13 protein-coding genes are annotated in these 12,180 nt (G+C 39.5%); 4 read left to right on the top strand and 9 right to left on the bottom strand.

Going from position 1 to position 12,180, the window contains the following annotated elements; translation table 11 throughout:
* Positions 1-368 precede the first annotated feature (368 nt).
* Positions 369-983 carry an HD domain-containing protein gene (locus DUK53_RS09945; RefSeq protein WP_036092574.1) on the bottom strand — a complete coding sequence of 205 codons (615 nt, stop codon included), beginning with the start codon at positions 981-983 and terminating at the stop codon, positions 369-371.
* Positions 984-1,071: 88 nt separating this feature from the next.
* Between DUK53_RS09945 and DUK53_RS09940 the strand changes: the two genes are divergently transcribed.
* Positions 1,072-1,845: an ABC transporter ATP-binding protein gene (locus tag DUK53_RS09940; protein ID WP_036092577.1), complete on the top strand. Its 774-nt coding sequence runs from the start codon at positions 1,072-1,074 to the stop codon at positions 1,843-1,845.
* A gap of 59 nt (positions 1,846-1,904) precedes the next feature.
* Here DUK53_RS09940 and pepT read toward each other — a convergent pair whose 3' ends face one another.
* Both pepT and DUK53_RS09930 read right to left on the bottom strand, forming a co-directional pair.
* A complete protein-coding gene (gene pepT / locus DUK53_RS09935) occupies positions 1,905-3,137 on the bottom strand; it encodes a peptidase T (protein WP_036092579.1) in 1,233 nt (410 codons plus the stop codon).
* Positions 3,138-3,150: 13 nt separating this feature from the next.
* On the bottom strand, positions 3,151-3,678 hold the full coding sequence (locus DUK53_RS09930; protein WP_036092582.1) for a DUF1697 domain-containing protein: 528 nt from the start codon (positions 3,676-3,678) through the stop codon (positions 3,151-3,153).
* A gap of 75 nt (positions 3,679-3,753) precedes the next feature.
* Here DUK53_RS09930 and DUK53_RS09925 point away from each other — a divergent pair, with 75 nt between their 5' ends.
* Positions 3,754-4,509 (top strand): exodeoxyribonuclease III, encoded by a 756-nt coding sequence (locus DUK53_RS09925; protein ID WP_036092686.1) that lies wholly within the window; start codon positions 3,754-3,756, stop codon positions 4,507-4,509.
* 101 nt (positions 4,510-4,610) lie between these two features.
* On the opposite strand, the gene DUK53_RS09920 is transcribed toward DUK53_RS09925, so the two are convergent.
* The 5 genes from DUK53_RS09920 to DUK53_RS09900 all read right to left on the bottom strand — a co-directional run bounded on the left by DUK53_RS09920 (position 4,611) and on the right by DUK53_RS09900 (position 9,027).
* Entirely contained in the window at positions 4,611-5,678 is a 1,068-nt protein-coding gene (locus tag DUK53_RS09920; RefSeq protein ID WP_052165086.1) for a glucosaminidase domain-containing protein, read from the bottom strand.
* Between the two features lie 220 nt (positions 5,679-5,898).
* A complete protein-coding gene (locus DUK53_RS09915; protein ID WP_036133597.1) occupies positions 5,899-6,750 on the bottom strand; it encodes a glucosaminidase domain-containing protein in 852 nt (283 codons plus the stop codon).
* Between the two features lie 94 nt (positions 6,751-6,844).
* Positions 6,845-7,393, bottom strand: coding sequence for a DUF3267 domain-containing protein (locus DUK53_RS09910; protein ID WP_161564235.1), 549 nt, complete (start codon positions 7,391-7,393; stop codon positions 6,845-6,847).
* A 196-nt stretch (positions 7,394-7,589) separates the two neighbouring features.
* Entirely contained in the window at positions 7,590-8,204 is a 615-nt protein-coding gene (locus tag DUK53_RS09905) for a GyrI-like domain-containing protein (RefSeq protein ID WP_036092589.1), read from the bottom strand.
* Complete coding sequence (locus tag DUK53_RS09900) at positions 8,194-9,027, bottom strand: MerR family transcriptional regulator (RefSeq protein WP_036133591.1); 834 nt, start codon at positions 9,025-9,027, stop codon at positions 8,194-8,196. The genes DUK53_RS09905 and DUK53_RS09900 overlap by 11 nt, the downstream gene beginning before the upstream one ends.
* Before the next feature lie 201 nt (positions 9,028-9,228).
* Between DUK53_RS09900 and DUK53_RS09895 the strand changes: the two genes are divergently transcribed.
* On the top strand, positions 9,229-11,190 hold the full coding sequence (locus DUK53_RS09895; protein WP_052165085.1) for an endo-beta-N-acetylglucosaminidase: 1,962 nt from the start codon (positions 9,229-9,231) through the stop codon (positions 11,188-11,190).
* Between the two features lie 42 nt (positions 11,191-11,232).
* On the opposite strand, the gene DUK53_RS09890 is transcribed toward DUK53_RS09895, so the two are convergent.
* Positions 11,233-11,430, bottom strand: coding sequence for a hypothetical protein (locus DUK53_RS09890; protein ID WP_036081825.1), 198 nt, complete (start codon positions 11,428-11,430; stop codon positions 11,233-11,235).
* Positions 11,431-11,499: 69 nt separating this feature from the next.
* Between DUK53_RS09890 and DUK53_RS09885 the strand changes: the two genes are divergently transcribed.
* Positions 11,500-12,141, top strand: a complete 642-nt coding sequence (locus DUK53_RS09885) for a uracil-DNA glycosylase (RefSeq protein WP_036133588.1) — start codon at positions 11,500-11,502, stop codon at positions 12,139-12,141.
* Positions 12,142-12,180: the final 39 nt, after the last annotated feature.

The raw sequence follows: 12,180 nt of genomic DNA, 5'->3' as shown, positions 1-12,180 counted from the left end.
CCTGAGCCAGGATCAAACTCTCTTTAAAATAAAGATGAATCTGAATACTTATTCAACACCGTGAATAAAATCCTTGCGTCAAATTGACTTCGCTAGCAAATTACTTTACTAGTATTACTTTTGGAAATAGCTTTCTATTTCCGCCCTGCGATTCTTACCTAGAAACATCACTGTCTCTATTGGTTTTATCTTTGTTTCTGTTCAGTTTTCAAAGGTCAGTACTTTGTTCAACACAACTTTTATATCTTATCATATAGCATATTAGCGTGTCAACAACTTATTTTATTAATATTTTCGCGCTCTCAACTCGAGAACTTTTTAAGTATATAATATATGTTCATAAAAAGCAACTGTTTTGTTTTAATTCATTAAAATTGTATATTGCATTCATTTTCAATGCTATCCAAGAAGCCCACCAGTGCCTCATGTCTTTTGTTTGCTATCGGTCTAGCTGTATCTGTCTGGATTTTATCCTTAATCAATAAAAGCTTATCGTAAAAATGCTGTATGCTGCTTCCTTCCATGTTTTCAAGATTATATATATATCTCCCTTTAGCTCCGCCATAGGTAAAACACCTTGCTATTCCTATCGCCCCAATTGCATCTAACCTGTCTGCATCCTGCACGATTTTGCTTTCTAAGCTTAATTTAGTCTGTCCGCTTCCGCCATGACTAAAAGATACATTCTCAATAATTGATGAGATATCTTGAATTTCATCTTCAGTTAGACCGTGACTTCTAAACCAGCCTTCCATGACTTGTTCTGCCTGTACAGGATCACTATTCAATTTTGTATCCGTAAAATCATGAAATAAAGCAGCCATCTTAATAAGTAATAGATTGCCACCTTCTTTACTTTGGAGATGGACTGCCATTTTATAAACTCGGTCAATATGATACCAGTCATGCCCTGTCTTTTCATTTGCGAACTTCTTTTGTACATATGCTTTAGCTTGTTCTAAAATTTGATTGTCCATTTCCATCTATACCTCACTTTATATTATCTAATTTTCTTGTTTTTATGTAAAATAGATTCAAAGACTCTATATCTTACTTAGGAGGAATTTCTATATGTTCGAATTCAATAAAGTATTTTTAAAACGTGATGGGAAAATTTTATTAGATTCTATTGATTGGTCTGTTAAGAATAAAGAAAATTGGGCGGTGCTTGGACTAAATGGTTCTGGAAAAACTACTTTGCTGAAATTATTGAATGGCTATCTTTGGCCTACTTCTGGATCACTTAACGTTTTAGGTCGCCAATTTGGGAAGACGTCACTCCCAGAATTGCGGAAGTCTATTGGTTGGGTTAGTTCTTCTTTGCAACAGCAACTACGGGAATATGACCTAGCTGAGTCTATCGTTGTTAGCGGGAAATTTGCTAGTATCGGCTTGTATCAAGAAACTACTATTGAAGAACAAGAATCTGCTCGTGCAATTTTGATAGAATGTGGGGGCGAAGAATTAATTGGTAAGCGGTATGCTGTTTTATCACAAGGAGAACGACAGATTGTGCTTATCGCTAGAGCTCTTATGGCCAAACCTGCACTATTGATTCTTGATGAGCCCTGTACTGGCCTTGATATTTTCGCAAAGAAGCGTTTGCTAGACCGGATTGGAATGATTGCCAAACTTCCCACCGCTCCCACTATGCTTTATGTAACACACCATACAGAAGAGATATTACCATGTTTTAGTCACACACTATTACTTAGAGATGGGAAAAAATATGATGCAGGCCCTACCCAAACTATGCTCACTAGAGAAACGCTATCTCCCTTCTATTGTCATGGAGTAGATGTCGTTACTTTAGATAATGGTCAAATATCTGTTTTCCCTAGATAGAAAAATATTGCTTATGAGAATGTCTCCAAATAGATTTATTCTCATAAGCAATATTACTATTAAGCCTCCTGCTCGAACAGACGTGCTATCTCAATGATGACCTGTGTTGCCTTAAGCATGCTTTCCACAGATACATATTCAAATTTGCCATGATAGTTCTCCCCACCTGTAAAGATATTCGGTGTTGGCAAACCTTTAAAAGATAATTGTGACCCATCTGTTCCGCCTCTAATCGGACGAATATCTGGTTCAATATCTAAATTCTTCATAGCTCTGTAGGCTATATCAACAATTTCTTTGACTGGTTCAATTTTTTCTTTCATATTATAATATTGATCGTTCATTTCTAATACAATATTATCTTCACCATATTTCGCTTGCAGCTCTTTTACTATTTCAGAAACTTTAGCTTTTCTCATAATGAATGCATCATGATCAAAATCCCGGATAATATAGTAGGACTTGGCAAGCTCCACATCACCATTTAACGAGATTAAGTGGTAGAAGCCCTCGTAACCATCTGTTTTTTCTGGTACTTCTTCTTGTGGTAAGTAATTATGAAACTCCATTGCCATTTTATTTGCGTTGATCATCTTATCTTTAGCTGTCCCTGGGTGCACACTATTACCTTTAAATATGATTCGAGCAGCGGCAGCATTAAAACTCTCATACTCTAATTCTCCAAGCGGCCCCCCGTCCATAGTATACGCGAATTCAGCATCGAATGCTTTTACATCAAAGTTATGTGGGCCACGTCCGATTTCCTCATCTGGTGTGAAAGCTACACGGATTCGTCCGTGTTTAATCTCTGGGTGTTTCAATAAATAGTTCATCGCAACCATTATCTCAGTCATGCCAGCCTTGTCATCCGCACCCAGAAGTGTTGTCCCATCTGTTGTGATTAGCGTCTGACCTTTGTATGTAGGCAATTCTGGAAACGCTTCTGGTGAAAGAACAATTCCTAGCTCTTTATTTAGCACGATAGCTTTCCCGTCAAAATTTTCATGGATTTGTGGAGATACATTTTTACCAGTTAAATCTGTTGCTGTATCAATATGTGCTAGAAAACCTACGGTTGCCATATCTTTGGTGGTATTGCTTGGGAGGGTAGCCATTACATAGCCGTTCTGATCTATCGTTACTTCTTCCATTCCAATTTCCTTTAATTCTTTCACCAATATGTTCCCTAATTCTAGTTGTCCTTGTGTTGTTGGCACCGATGAACTTGCCTCGCTTGATTGCGTGTCTACTTTTACATATTTTGTGAACCGTTCTATTATTTCGTTTTTCATTGCTTTTTCCTCCCTAATTCTTATTTACTTTCTCTGCCATCTTCAAAACTGTGTTCCAGTTTCTTGCAGTCGCTTTTACTTGCAATACTTTTTCGACGAACTTGTTTGAATATACGCTATCCGATACGCCTGCGGTTAAAGAAATGTATAAAAATCTCCCCACAAGTAAGCTCTTATCTTGATTAGCTTGGCTTAATTGCTCTAATTTATGGATCATAGCTTGTTCAGGTATCCTATCTAGAAAATGAACCATCAACTTATCTGCGTTGAAAGGATTTCGCTTTAATACCTCTTCGTATTCGGGCACATTAAATGCTACAGCTGGGACATCAAAACCAAAATGTTTCTTGATTAATGCTTCTACTTTGCTCTGGATGGTCTCGTGGTCTGTCTCTTCTCGCTCTGCTATAACATTTCCGCTCTGAATATAGGTCGTAATATTCTGATAGCCTTCGCTTTGGAACGCTTCTTTCAATTCTGCCATCTTTATCTTGCGGTTACCTCCTACGTTAATTGCTCTCAAGAATATAATATACTTCATGTTCTACCTCCCGCTTACCATTATACCTAATAATTATTGTGAGGTATAATGGTAGATATCGAAGGAGTGATGGAATTGAAATTAATTTCTTGGAACGTCAATGGTCTCAGGGCTGCAGAAAAGAAGGGCTTCATGGATTATTTTAGAGAGGTAGATGCTGATATTTTTTGTCTGCAAGAAACCAAGCTTCAACAGGGTCAAATTGACTTAGATTTGTCAGGCTACTATGATTACTGGAACTACGCCGTCAAAAAAGGGTATTCTGGTACCGCTATTTTCTCTAAGTCTGAGCCGCTTTCTGTGCAGTATGGTTTAGATATTGAAGTTCATGACCAAGAAGGACGGGTGATTACGCTTGAGTTTCCCGAATTCTATATGATTACAGTCTATACGCCCAATTCGCAAAATGAATTGAAGCGTCTCGATTATCGAATGGACTGGGAAGATGCCTTCTTGGCACACCTAAAAAAGTTGGATCAAGCCAAGCCAGTCATTGTGTGCGGTGATTTGAATGTAGCTCATCAAGAAATCGATTTGAAAAACCCTAAAACGAATCGCAAGAATGCAGGGTTTTCAGATGAGGAACGTGGTAAATTTACTAACCTACTTGCAAGTGGGTTTACAGATTCTTTCCGGTACTTGTATCCTGAACTTGAAGGAGCCTATTCATGGTGGTCGTATCGTATGAATGCGCGCGCCCGAAACACAGGATGGCGCATCGATTACTTTGTTGTATCTAATCGCATCGCTGAGAATATTGAGGAAGCTTCAATACATGCAGACGTGATGGGATCAGACCATTGTCCTGTGGAGCTAGAGATTCGTATTTAGAGGTTATAGTATTCTTATTCGACAAACTTCTATAAAACCCTTTAAATTTCAAGAAAAAACGCGTATCCGGATATTACTGGATACGCGTTTTTCTAACTTATTTATTTTAATGTTGGAGATTCAACCCAACCAAGTCGTTTACCGCCATCATTGACACGGTACCAAATTTTATTATTCACTACTGCTTGGCTGTCTACATGTACTTCTTCCAGACTAGCAAGCGTGCCTCTAATAGTGCTATTGTCTATGACCGGGAAAGCATAAATTTTACCCGCTTCATTTTCAACGCCTCTGATTAGATTTACTTCTTGTTCCATCGACGTTGTGTAAGTCAGATTTAAATGATTCGCCTTGATCCAACCGATTTTTTGACCGTTTAAAGTCGCTTCATACCAAGTGGATCCATCGCTTAGGTTAGCTCGGTTAACGAGCCGTAAATTCTTACCATTATAGCTCGTTAAATTGGCTTTTTTTGTTGCATTTTTCATTGTTTCGGGAACGCTCCACGCCGTTGCTGACGTGTTTGGCTTCACCTGTCCGTATGCGTAAATGCCTGTTTTAGCGGTTATTGTATCGTATACTTGGTCGTATTTCGCAAGGTTGTATGTTTCTACGGTTTCGATAAGTTGTTCCGCATAGTTAGGATCTGTTGCGTAGCCGCCATCTTCAATGATTTGGGCTGTTTTCTTGTAGTCCTCTTCGCCAACTAAGCCTGCATATTTATTCGGATTCCATGAAGGTCCATTAACAAATAGTAAAGCGTGGTCTTCTAGTGACTCATAATAGCTTGGATACGCGCGGAATGGAGCATCTATCGTCGTCCATTTATTATCGAAAAATTCTTTCGTGTTCATCGTGATGGATTGACCTTCGTAACTACCTTTAATTCCGAATAGGTTATTAGCTTGTTGTGTTAAGCCGCTTTTCCCCCATCCTGATTCTAAAATAGCCTGGGCAATCGTTACACTTGTTAAAACGCCATGCTCGCGTTGTAGTTTCTGTGCATCTGGCACTATTTTATCTAGAAAATTCTGCTGGGAATTGGTGTAGCTTATCGTTGAATTATTTTCTCGTTCTGCCGCATATGTGCTAACTGGAATACCAATTGTGCCCATCATCATCCCAATGGTTCCTAAAATAGCTACGCTGCGTTTGACTGATTTTTTCATTCGGTTTATTCTACACTTCTTTCTGATTTTTTTATAGTATTTTTGTTTTCATGTATCTTTTCAAATCAACAGGGTTCATTCTAGCAAAAATAGTGTTGCATTTAGGTTACAGGAATGTGTCATTTCTGTTTATAATATTACATAATGTGTCTAGACCGCTATTCACAGCCAGTTTCCAGATATGTTTTATTTTTGAACACATCAAAAAAACGCCATAAATTTATAGCGTTTTAATGCGAATCACATCTTTTTTTACCCAGCCCAACATTTTTGAACCGGTTTTTATTTGGTACCAACTGCCATTTTCAGTCCTCATTTCTTGGACGATTTCTACTTTTTCCGTTCCATATTTCGCCAAATCATTTGTCTTTTTAGACCCTTTTGTTCTGGGTGGACTAGACCAAATAGTAGTATCTTTTGTAAGCACTGGCGAACCTACTTTTTGGATGTTTTTTCTGAAAATAATCGTGTCGTAAATTTTATCGTAGGCTTGTAAATTTCTTTGCTCGATTAGGTCAATTAGTTTAGCAGCGTAACCTGGATCTGTTGCATAGCCCGATTTTTGTAGCGCATTGGCCGCTGTACGGTGGTCTTTTGCCTGTACAACTTCGCGATATTTGTCTTTATCCCAAGAAGTTCCTTTCAAAAATAGACTGGCGTGGTCGTCGAGTGATTCAAACCATGTTGGATATTTTCGAAATGCGGCATCAACAGTGACCCACGTATCGTTTTCGTATTCTTGTGTTGGCATTGTTACGGAATCGTTTTGATAACGACCTTTGATGCCGAACAAATTCCGTCCATCTGTTGCTAGTCCACTGTTCCCCCAGTCAGACTCTAAAATGGCTTGGGCCAAGGTAATACTAGTCAAAATGCCGTCTTTTTCTTGTATTTGTTGTGCATGTCCAGCTAGTAGTTCAATGAATTCTTGTTTTGGATCGACACGCGTTACTTCTACTGGCTCGTCTTCTGTAAAAAACAATTTATCTGCTACGAAAAAAGCCAAACCGCCGAGTAAAACGACTGCAAGTAAAATTCCAATAAGAAGTGGTGTTTTCTTCCGACGTCTCATTTTTGTAAAACCTACTTTCTGTACCTTGATGCCCTTTTTACCCTATTGTCTTATTGTATCCGAAAAGCAGTATATTTTGCAACCATCCTAAGGCTTAGAAATTATTTTTTGATTCCATGATTATACCATCTTCTGTATCTCTTATTTTCGCTTTTTTTGGGGCCGAAGATACGATTTTCACAGTGTACATATCTGCCATACATAAGGCCGAATGCGCCACAATCAGTAAGTAAATGGCTACTAAATCGCCTGGAAATTCCAATGCTAAAATAACGAGAATCAGGGTTAATAAAACACATGGTCCGATGCTGATAATGTTGAATTGCCATTTTGTGAATAATTGATTGGGGCAGTTAAAATAAAGCATACCTTTTTTCAAGCTTATTTTTAGTTTACCGTTACCAAGTACCCAAAAAAGTAGTCCGTGGATGAGTTCATGAATAGTGAAAACAATGTATAGCGCGATGCAAAATAGAATAATGCCTGTTACAGTGAAGTTGACTGGTACGGATTCGCGTAGAGCCAGTACGACGCCGACAATTAGCATAATCACGGTTATAGCTGTGGCCATTATTTTAATGGTTTGCATTCTTTTTTTGTCGTTAACGATGTTGTATTCCTTCGACAGTGCTTGTGTTCTCATAACAATCTTGACCTCATTTCTTACAATCCTTGCTAACACAAAATACTCCCGTTTCCCTTCCATCCATTATAGTATGAAAAATGGGTAGAAAACAATTATTATGTAAAAAAATCGACTTTCTTCTATATAAATGTTTATATCTGGGCAAAAAAAATCTCAACCTAGTTTCACAGTAGATCGAGATTTTCAAATTTTATTATTTATATTTTATTTCGAATCGCAGTGTTGTCTTGAGTTTGTCTGGTGCTACTTTTTTGAAATCGGATAAATAAATTTCTTTGTGGTTTTTGCTTGTTCTTTCTATATTATTCTCTTCGCAGTATGCTTCCATTTTTGCAAACGATGCTGGTTCGTCGTCAAAGCTTCCCACGTGTAGCATTTGCAAATTTAGTCCTTCTGTTATTTCTTCTAGCTTTAATTGATTCAGGTATTCTTCGGAAACTTTTTTAGCGGCTTTTTCTTTGGCCATTTTGAACAGTTCTGGTGTGATAAAGTCTGGTTGGCGTAGCATGATTTTGTATGTTAGTTTGTCTTTATCAAAGGCTAGACTTCCGGGTTCTAAACTCCAGAATCCTTCTAGTGGGAATACCGTGTAATCATAGTATCCTTCAGGGGTTACCCCTTTTTTCGGCATCATTTTTATCGCGTAGGACGTGGCGTATAATGCCGTGACTAATTCTGAAAACAGTGGATTATTCGGATTGCCTTTTCCGCGTATTGTGATGTATTTCATTGGTCCGAGGTCGATTATTTCTGGATTTGCTTTTGGTAAGTAGATTTTTTTGTCTTGTTTTCGCCATTCATATTTCATGGTTTTCCTCCTTTATTGGGAAACATGCTTCGGTTACCCAGTTTTCTTGATTGGGTTCGGTCGCGATGGAGACGTGATAAATATTGAACATCGGGCCGCTTAATTGATAATTATGATTTTCTAGCCAAATCGCGACGGTTTCAGTCACGGCTGTAATTTGTTCGTAGCTCCCATTTATTATAACAGAAGCGACAGTTACTGCGGAGGCTTCTTTGAAAAATATACCGTTTCTTGACTCGTAGTCTGCGGTTTTAATGGCAACTTGAACCTCAACATCGACATCTGCCTCACGATAAGCTTCATCATGAAAAATGGCCATGCTGTAGGGCTCTTTCGCAAAGTGGACTTGCTGCGGAATAATTTCTGCGTACAGTCGTTCCCAAAGCAAACCTTCACTCGCAAAAGCCGGAATCGTGTCTCGAATACTGGCAACAAAGCGTTCTGGAATCTCTTTTTTGATAATATGATAGTTCCATTTGGCGCTGTCTTCTTTTAGAACGGCTAGCGAACTTTCTAGAAGCAGGCTTTGTTGCTTGATTGTCTCCAACTCTTCTTGTAATTCCAGTTCACGAATCGCAAAGTGGGATTGGATGGTTTTGGCGTCGGATCCGGATGTTAGAATTTCGTTGATGACGGAGAGGCTGAGCCCGATTTCTTTTAGTTTCTGGATTTTATTGATGGTTTGTAGTTGCTTCGCTGAATAATAACGATAATTGGTTTCTGCGTTAATTTTTTCAGGGATGAGTAAGCCAATTTTATCATAGTGGCGCAAAGATCGGATACTTACGTTTGCTAGTTTAGAAAATTCGCCGATTTGGAACATGTTGTACCTCCTTGTTAAGTTTTGATACCTTTATTTTAAACGATGACATAGGTGGAGAGTCAAGCGCATAACTAAGATTAGTCTATTAATCTTTAAATCAGCTATTTTTTATTGGAAATTTTTGTAGTAGGCTTGAGACAGCATCTTGTTTTTGTTAGCAGAAATGTAAGCGCATTATTATTATTAGAAAGGGAGAGACGTATGAAAAAACTGAAAATGTTAACTGCTTTACTTAGTTTGTCACTTTTGGCCTCATTACTAGCTCCATCTTTAGGCGCGTATGCGATGACCTCGGAGGATAAGGAGACGCAAGCGAAGACGGGACAGCCGTTTGCCTCTTACTGGTTCCCAAATGAACTGCTAAAATGGAGTCCAAAAACAGATCCAGATGCACCGTTTAATAAAGGCACGATTCCTTTGAAAAAACGAGTGACATCAGCTAAATCTAACGCTACGCAAACGAGCAAAGGGGAACTGATGTCGCTTGATATTATCAATCAGCATACAGCGGGAACGCCTTCGCAAGGTTTTAAGAGTATTCAGGTGTACAATCCGACGCAATGGCAATATATTGATGTGCTCGTTGCTTGGGCTGGTTCTTCTGGTGAAGGGATTATTATTCCGCCGAGCGCCGACACGATTGATATGGCGCATAAAAACGGCGTGCCTGTAGTCGGGACTGTCTTTTTCCCGCCGAATGTGTATGGTGGAAAGACCGAATGGGTGAAGCAGTTTATTACGAAGGATGCGAATGGGCGGTATCCTGTGGCTGATAAATTGCTGGAGGTCGCGAATTATTACGGTTTCGATGGCTGGTTTATCAATCAGGAAACGACTGGTTTTACAACGGCTGATTCCGTTGCTATGCAAAATGTACTGAAGTATATGCAAGCTAAAAAAGGCGCGAATCAGCAAATCATTTGGTACGACTCGATGACGACGACTGGCGAAATTGATTGGCAAGGTGCTTTGAACGAGAAGAATAGTCCTTTCTTAACGCAGAATAAAAAAGCGGTTTCGAATGGGATGTTTATTGACTTTCGCTGGAATCCGGACCGTCTTGCTGCCTCTAATAAAAATGCGGCCGCGCTCGGTGTGAATCCGCATAAATTATATGCTGGCGTCGATGTTCAATCCAATGGCTATACTAGTAATGTCAATTGGGGCGCGATTTTCCCTCCAGCTGGGCAAGCGCCGATTGTTTCGCTCGGCCTCTATATTCCTGGCTGGGTTTACTACAATTCGACGAGTGAGGCTGATTTTGTAGCAAAAGAAAATAAGTTTTGGAATGGCAATAAAGTCGATCCGCGTTATCCTGAAAATGTGACTGGCGCAAAGGATTGGCAAGGTATCGCAAAATATTTCCCAGAGAAATCCGGTATTTCAGCACTCCCGCTCAAAACCAATTTTAATACTGGGAAAGGAACCTTTTTCAATAAGAATGGCGTTCGGTTGCAAACTGGCGAATGGAATCAGCGTGGGATGCAAGATGTGATGCCGACCTATCGCTTTATTTTGGATAATAAAGGTGGCAATAAATTAGCGGCTAGCATTGCTTCGGATGACGCTTACACTGGCGCTTCTTCCCTACTTTTATCTGGAAATACGGTGAAAAATGGGACGACAACGACGAAATTGTTCGCAACGGATGTCAAAGTAAAGCGCGACACAACTTTTTCGATGAAGGTGAAAGGTACTGGAAATGCACATAAACTCGTGTTGCAATTTGCAGGTGAGAAAAATCCTCGTAAAGTCGCGTTGAAGGCTTCGGGCACCGGCTGGGTCAACTGGGCAACGACGCTCAGTCCTTACTACGGCAAAACGATTAAAGAAATTTCGCTTGAAACAACAACGACCGCAACACAATCTAATGCAAAAATTCGAATCGGTGAAATTGCGCTTCAAGGCAAAACAGATATTGGCTACGTCGGCGCGGTGAAGAACGTCAAAGTAGCTGAGAAAGTAACACCAGAACGCAAAACAAACGCTCGTATCACTTGGGATAAAGCGCTTGGCAACGTTCGCTATTATGAAATTTATCAAAAAAATGCTAAAGGAGCACAAGAATTAATTGGTACAACGCCATCTAGTGCCTTCTTTGCAACGAATGTTTATACCGTTAAAGGCAAAGTTCAAATGACAGTGAAAGCCATCGGGTATTAAACGAAAAAAGTGGTCTGCTAGCAACTTGAGCAGACCACTTTCCTATTTCTGACGTTTGTCGATAAACCAGCTTCCGAGCGCACCAACTAGAAGAATTCCTAGCGATGGTATCGAGTAATCGACGAAGAAAGTGGTAAACTCGATTCCCGCGAACTGCAATGCGACCGTCACTAATCTGGCGACCAATAAAATAAGCCCAATAATGACCAAGGCATTAAAAAATAATTTCAAAAAATGCATCCCTTCTCCTCCTGTCTCTCTTCCATGTTATAATTTAATAGAAGAAAGTTCAAGTTTGGGAGTGATAATATGACCTATCCGCGCGATTTAATCGATCCAATTATCCTTAAAAATAGAGAATTTGACTTGGAGGGTTTCGTATTTGGTAATGGCGATTTTTCACCTGATATTATGTTGATTGGTGAGGCTCCTGGTGAAGTCGAGATTAGAACTGGAGTCCCATTTACTGGGCGTTCTGGCAAGGAACTCGATAAAACGCTTGCTATCGCTGGTTTAACACGCGATCAAGTTTATATTACAAGCATCGTTCGAAGTCGCCCATTTGGCAGGAAAACAATCATCGATAAAACTGGGCAGAAAATCGAGAAACGTCCGAATCGAATGCCAAAACAAAAAGAAATCCTGTTACACGCCCCGCTTCTTGATTATGAAATTGCGCAAGTCCAGCCGAAATTAATCATCGCTTTGGGTGGCTGTTCCTTGAAGCGCCTCATCGATAATAACATGACGATTTCTGAGTCGCATGGCACTATTTGGCATGGGAAGATCAAACAGCTTGGCGCCGATTCTAATTATGTCCCCTCTCAGCAAGCATACGATGTTTTTCCGATATTCCATCCTGCCGCTATTTTCTACAATCGTAAAATAGAACCACAACTCATTGCGGATTGGGAGAAGTTGAAAGAATTTTTAGCGGTGAAAGCAATATAAACGACAGATCCGCACGTTTGTTCTATAATGATACTACTA

The organism is Listeria sp. SHR_NRA_18, assembly GCF_003856515.1.
GTDB lineage: Bacteria > Bacillota > Bacilli > Lactobacillales > Listeriaceae > Listeria_A > Listeria_A newyorkensis.
This window is presented reverse-complemented; position numbering and strand designations above follow the sequence as displayed.

Coding starts and splice junctions, on each gene's coding strand:
- DUK53_RS09945 (WP_036092574.1), bottom strand. CDS start 983: ATGGAAATGGACAATCAAATTTTAGAACAAGCTAAAGCATATGTACAA.
- DUK53_RS09940 (WP_036092577.1), top strand. CDS start 1,072: ATGTTCGAATTCAATAAAGTATTTTTAAAACGTGATGGGAAAATTTTA.
- pepT (WP_036092579.1), bottom strand. CDS start 3,137: ATGAAAAACGAAATAATAGAACGGTTCACAAAATATGTAAAAGTAGAC.
- DUK53_RS09930 (WP_036092582.1), bottom strand. CDS start 3,678: ATGAAGTATATTATATTCTTGAGAGCAATTAACGTAGGAGGTAACCGC.
- DUK53_RS09920 (WP_052165086.1), bottom strand. CDS start 5,678: ATGAAAAAATCAGTCAAACGCAGCGTAGCTATTTTAGGAACCATTGGG.
- DUK53_RS09915 (WP_036133597.1), bottom strand. CDS start 6,750: ATGAGACGTCGGAAGAAAACACCACTTCTTATTGGAATTTTACTTGCA.
- DUK53_RS09910 (WP_161564235.1), bottom strand. CDS start 7,393: ATGAGAACACAAGCACTGTCGAAGGAATACAACATCGTTAACGACAAA.
- DUK53_RS09905 (WP_036092589.1), bottom strand. CDS start 8,204: ATGAAATATGAATGGCGAAAACAAGACAAAAAAATCTACTTACCAAAA.
- DUK53_RS09900 (WP_036133591.1), bottom strand. CDS start 9,027: ATGTTCCAAATCGGCGAATTTTCTAAACTAGCAAACGTAAGTATCCGA.
- DUK53_RS09895 (WP_052165085.1), top strand. CDS start 9,229: ATGAAAAAACTGAAAATGTTAACTGCTTTACTTAGTTTGTCACTTTTG.
- DUK53_RS09890 (WP_036081825.1), bottom strand. CDS start 11,430: ATGCATTTTTTGAAATTATTTTTTAATGCCTTGGTCATTATTGGGCTT.
- DUK53_RS09885 (WP_036133588.1), top strand. CDS start 11,500: ATGACCTATCCGCGCGATTTAATCGATCCAATTATCCTTAAAAATAGA.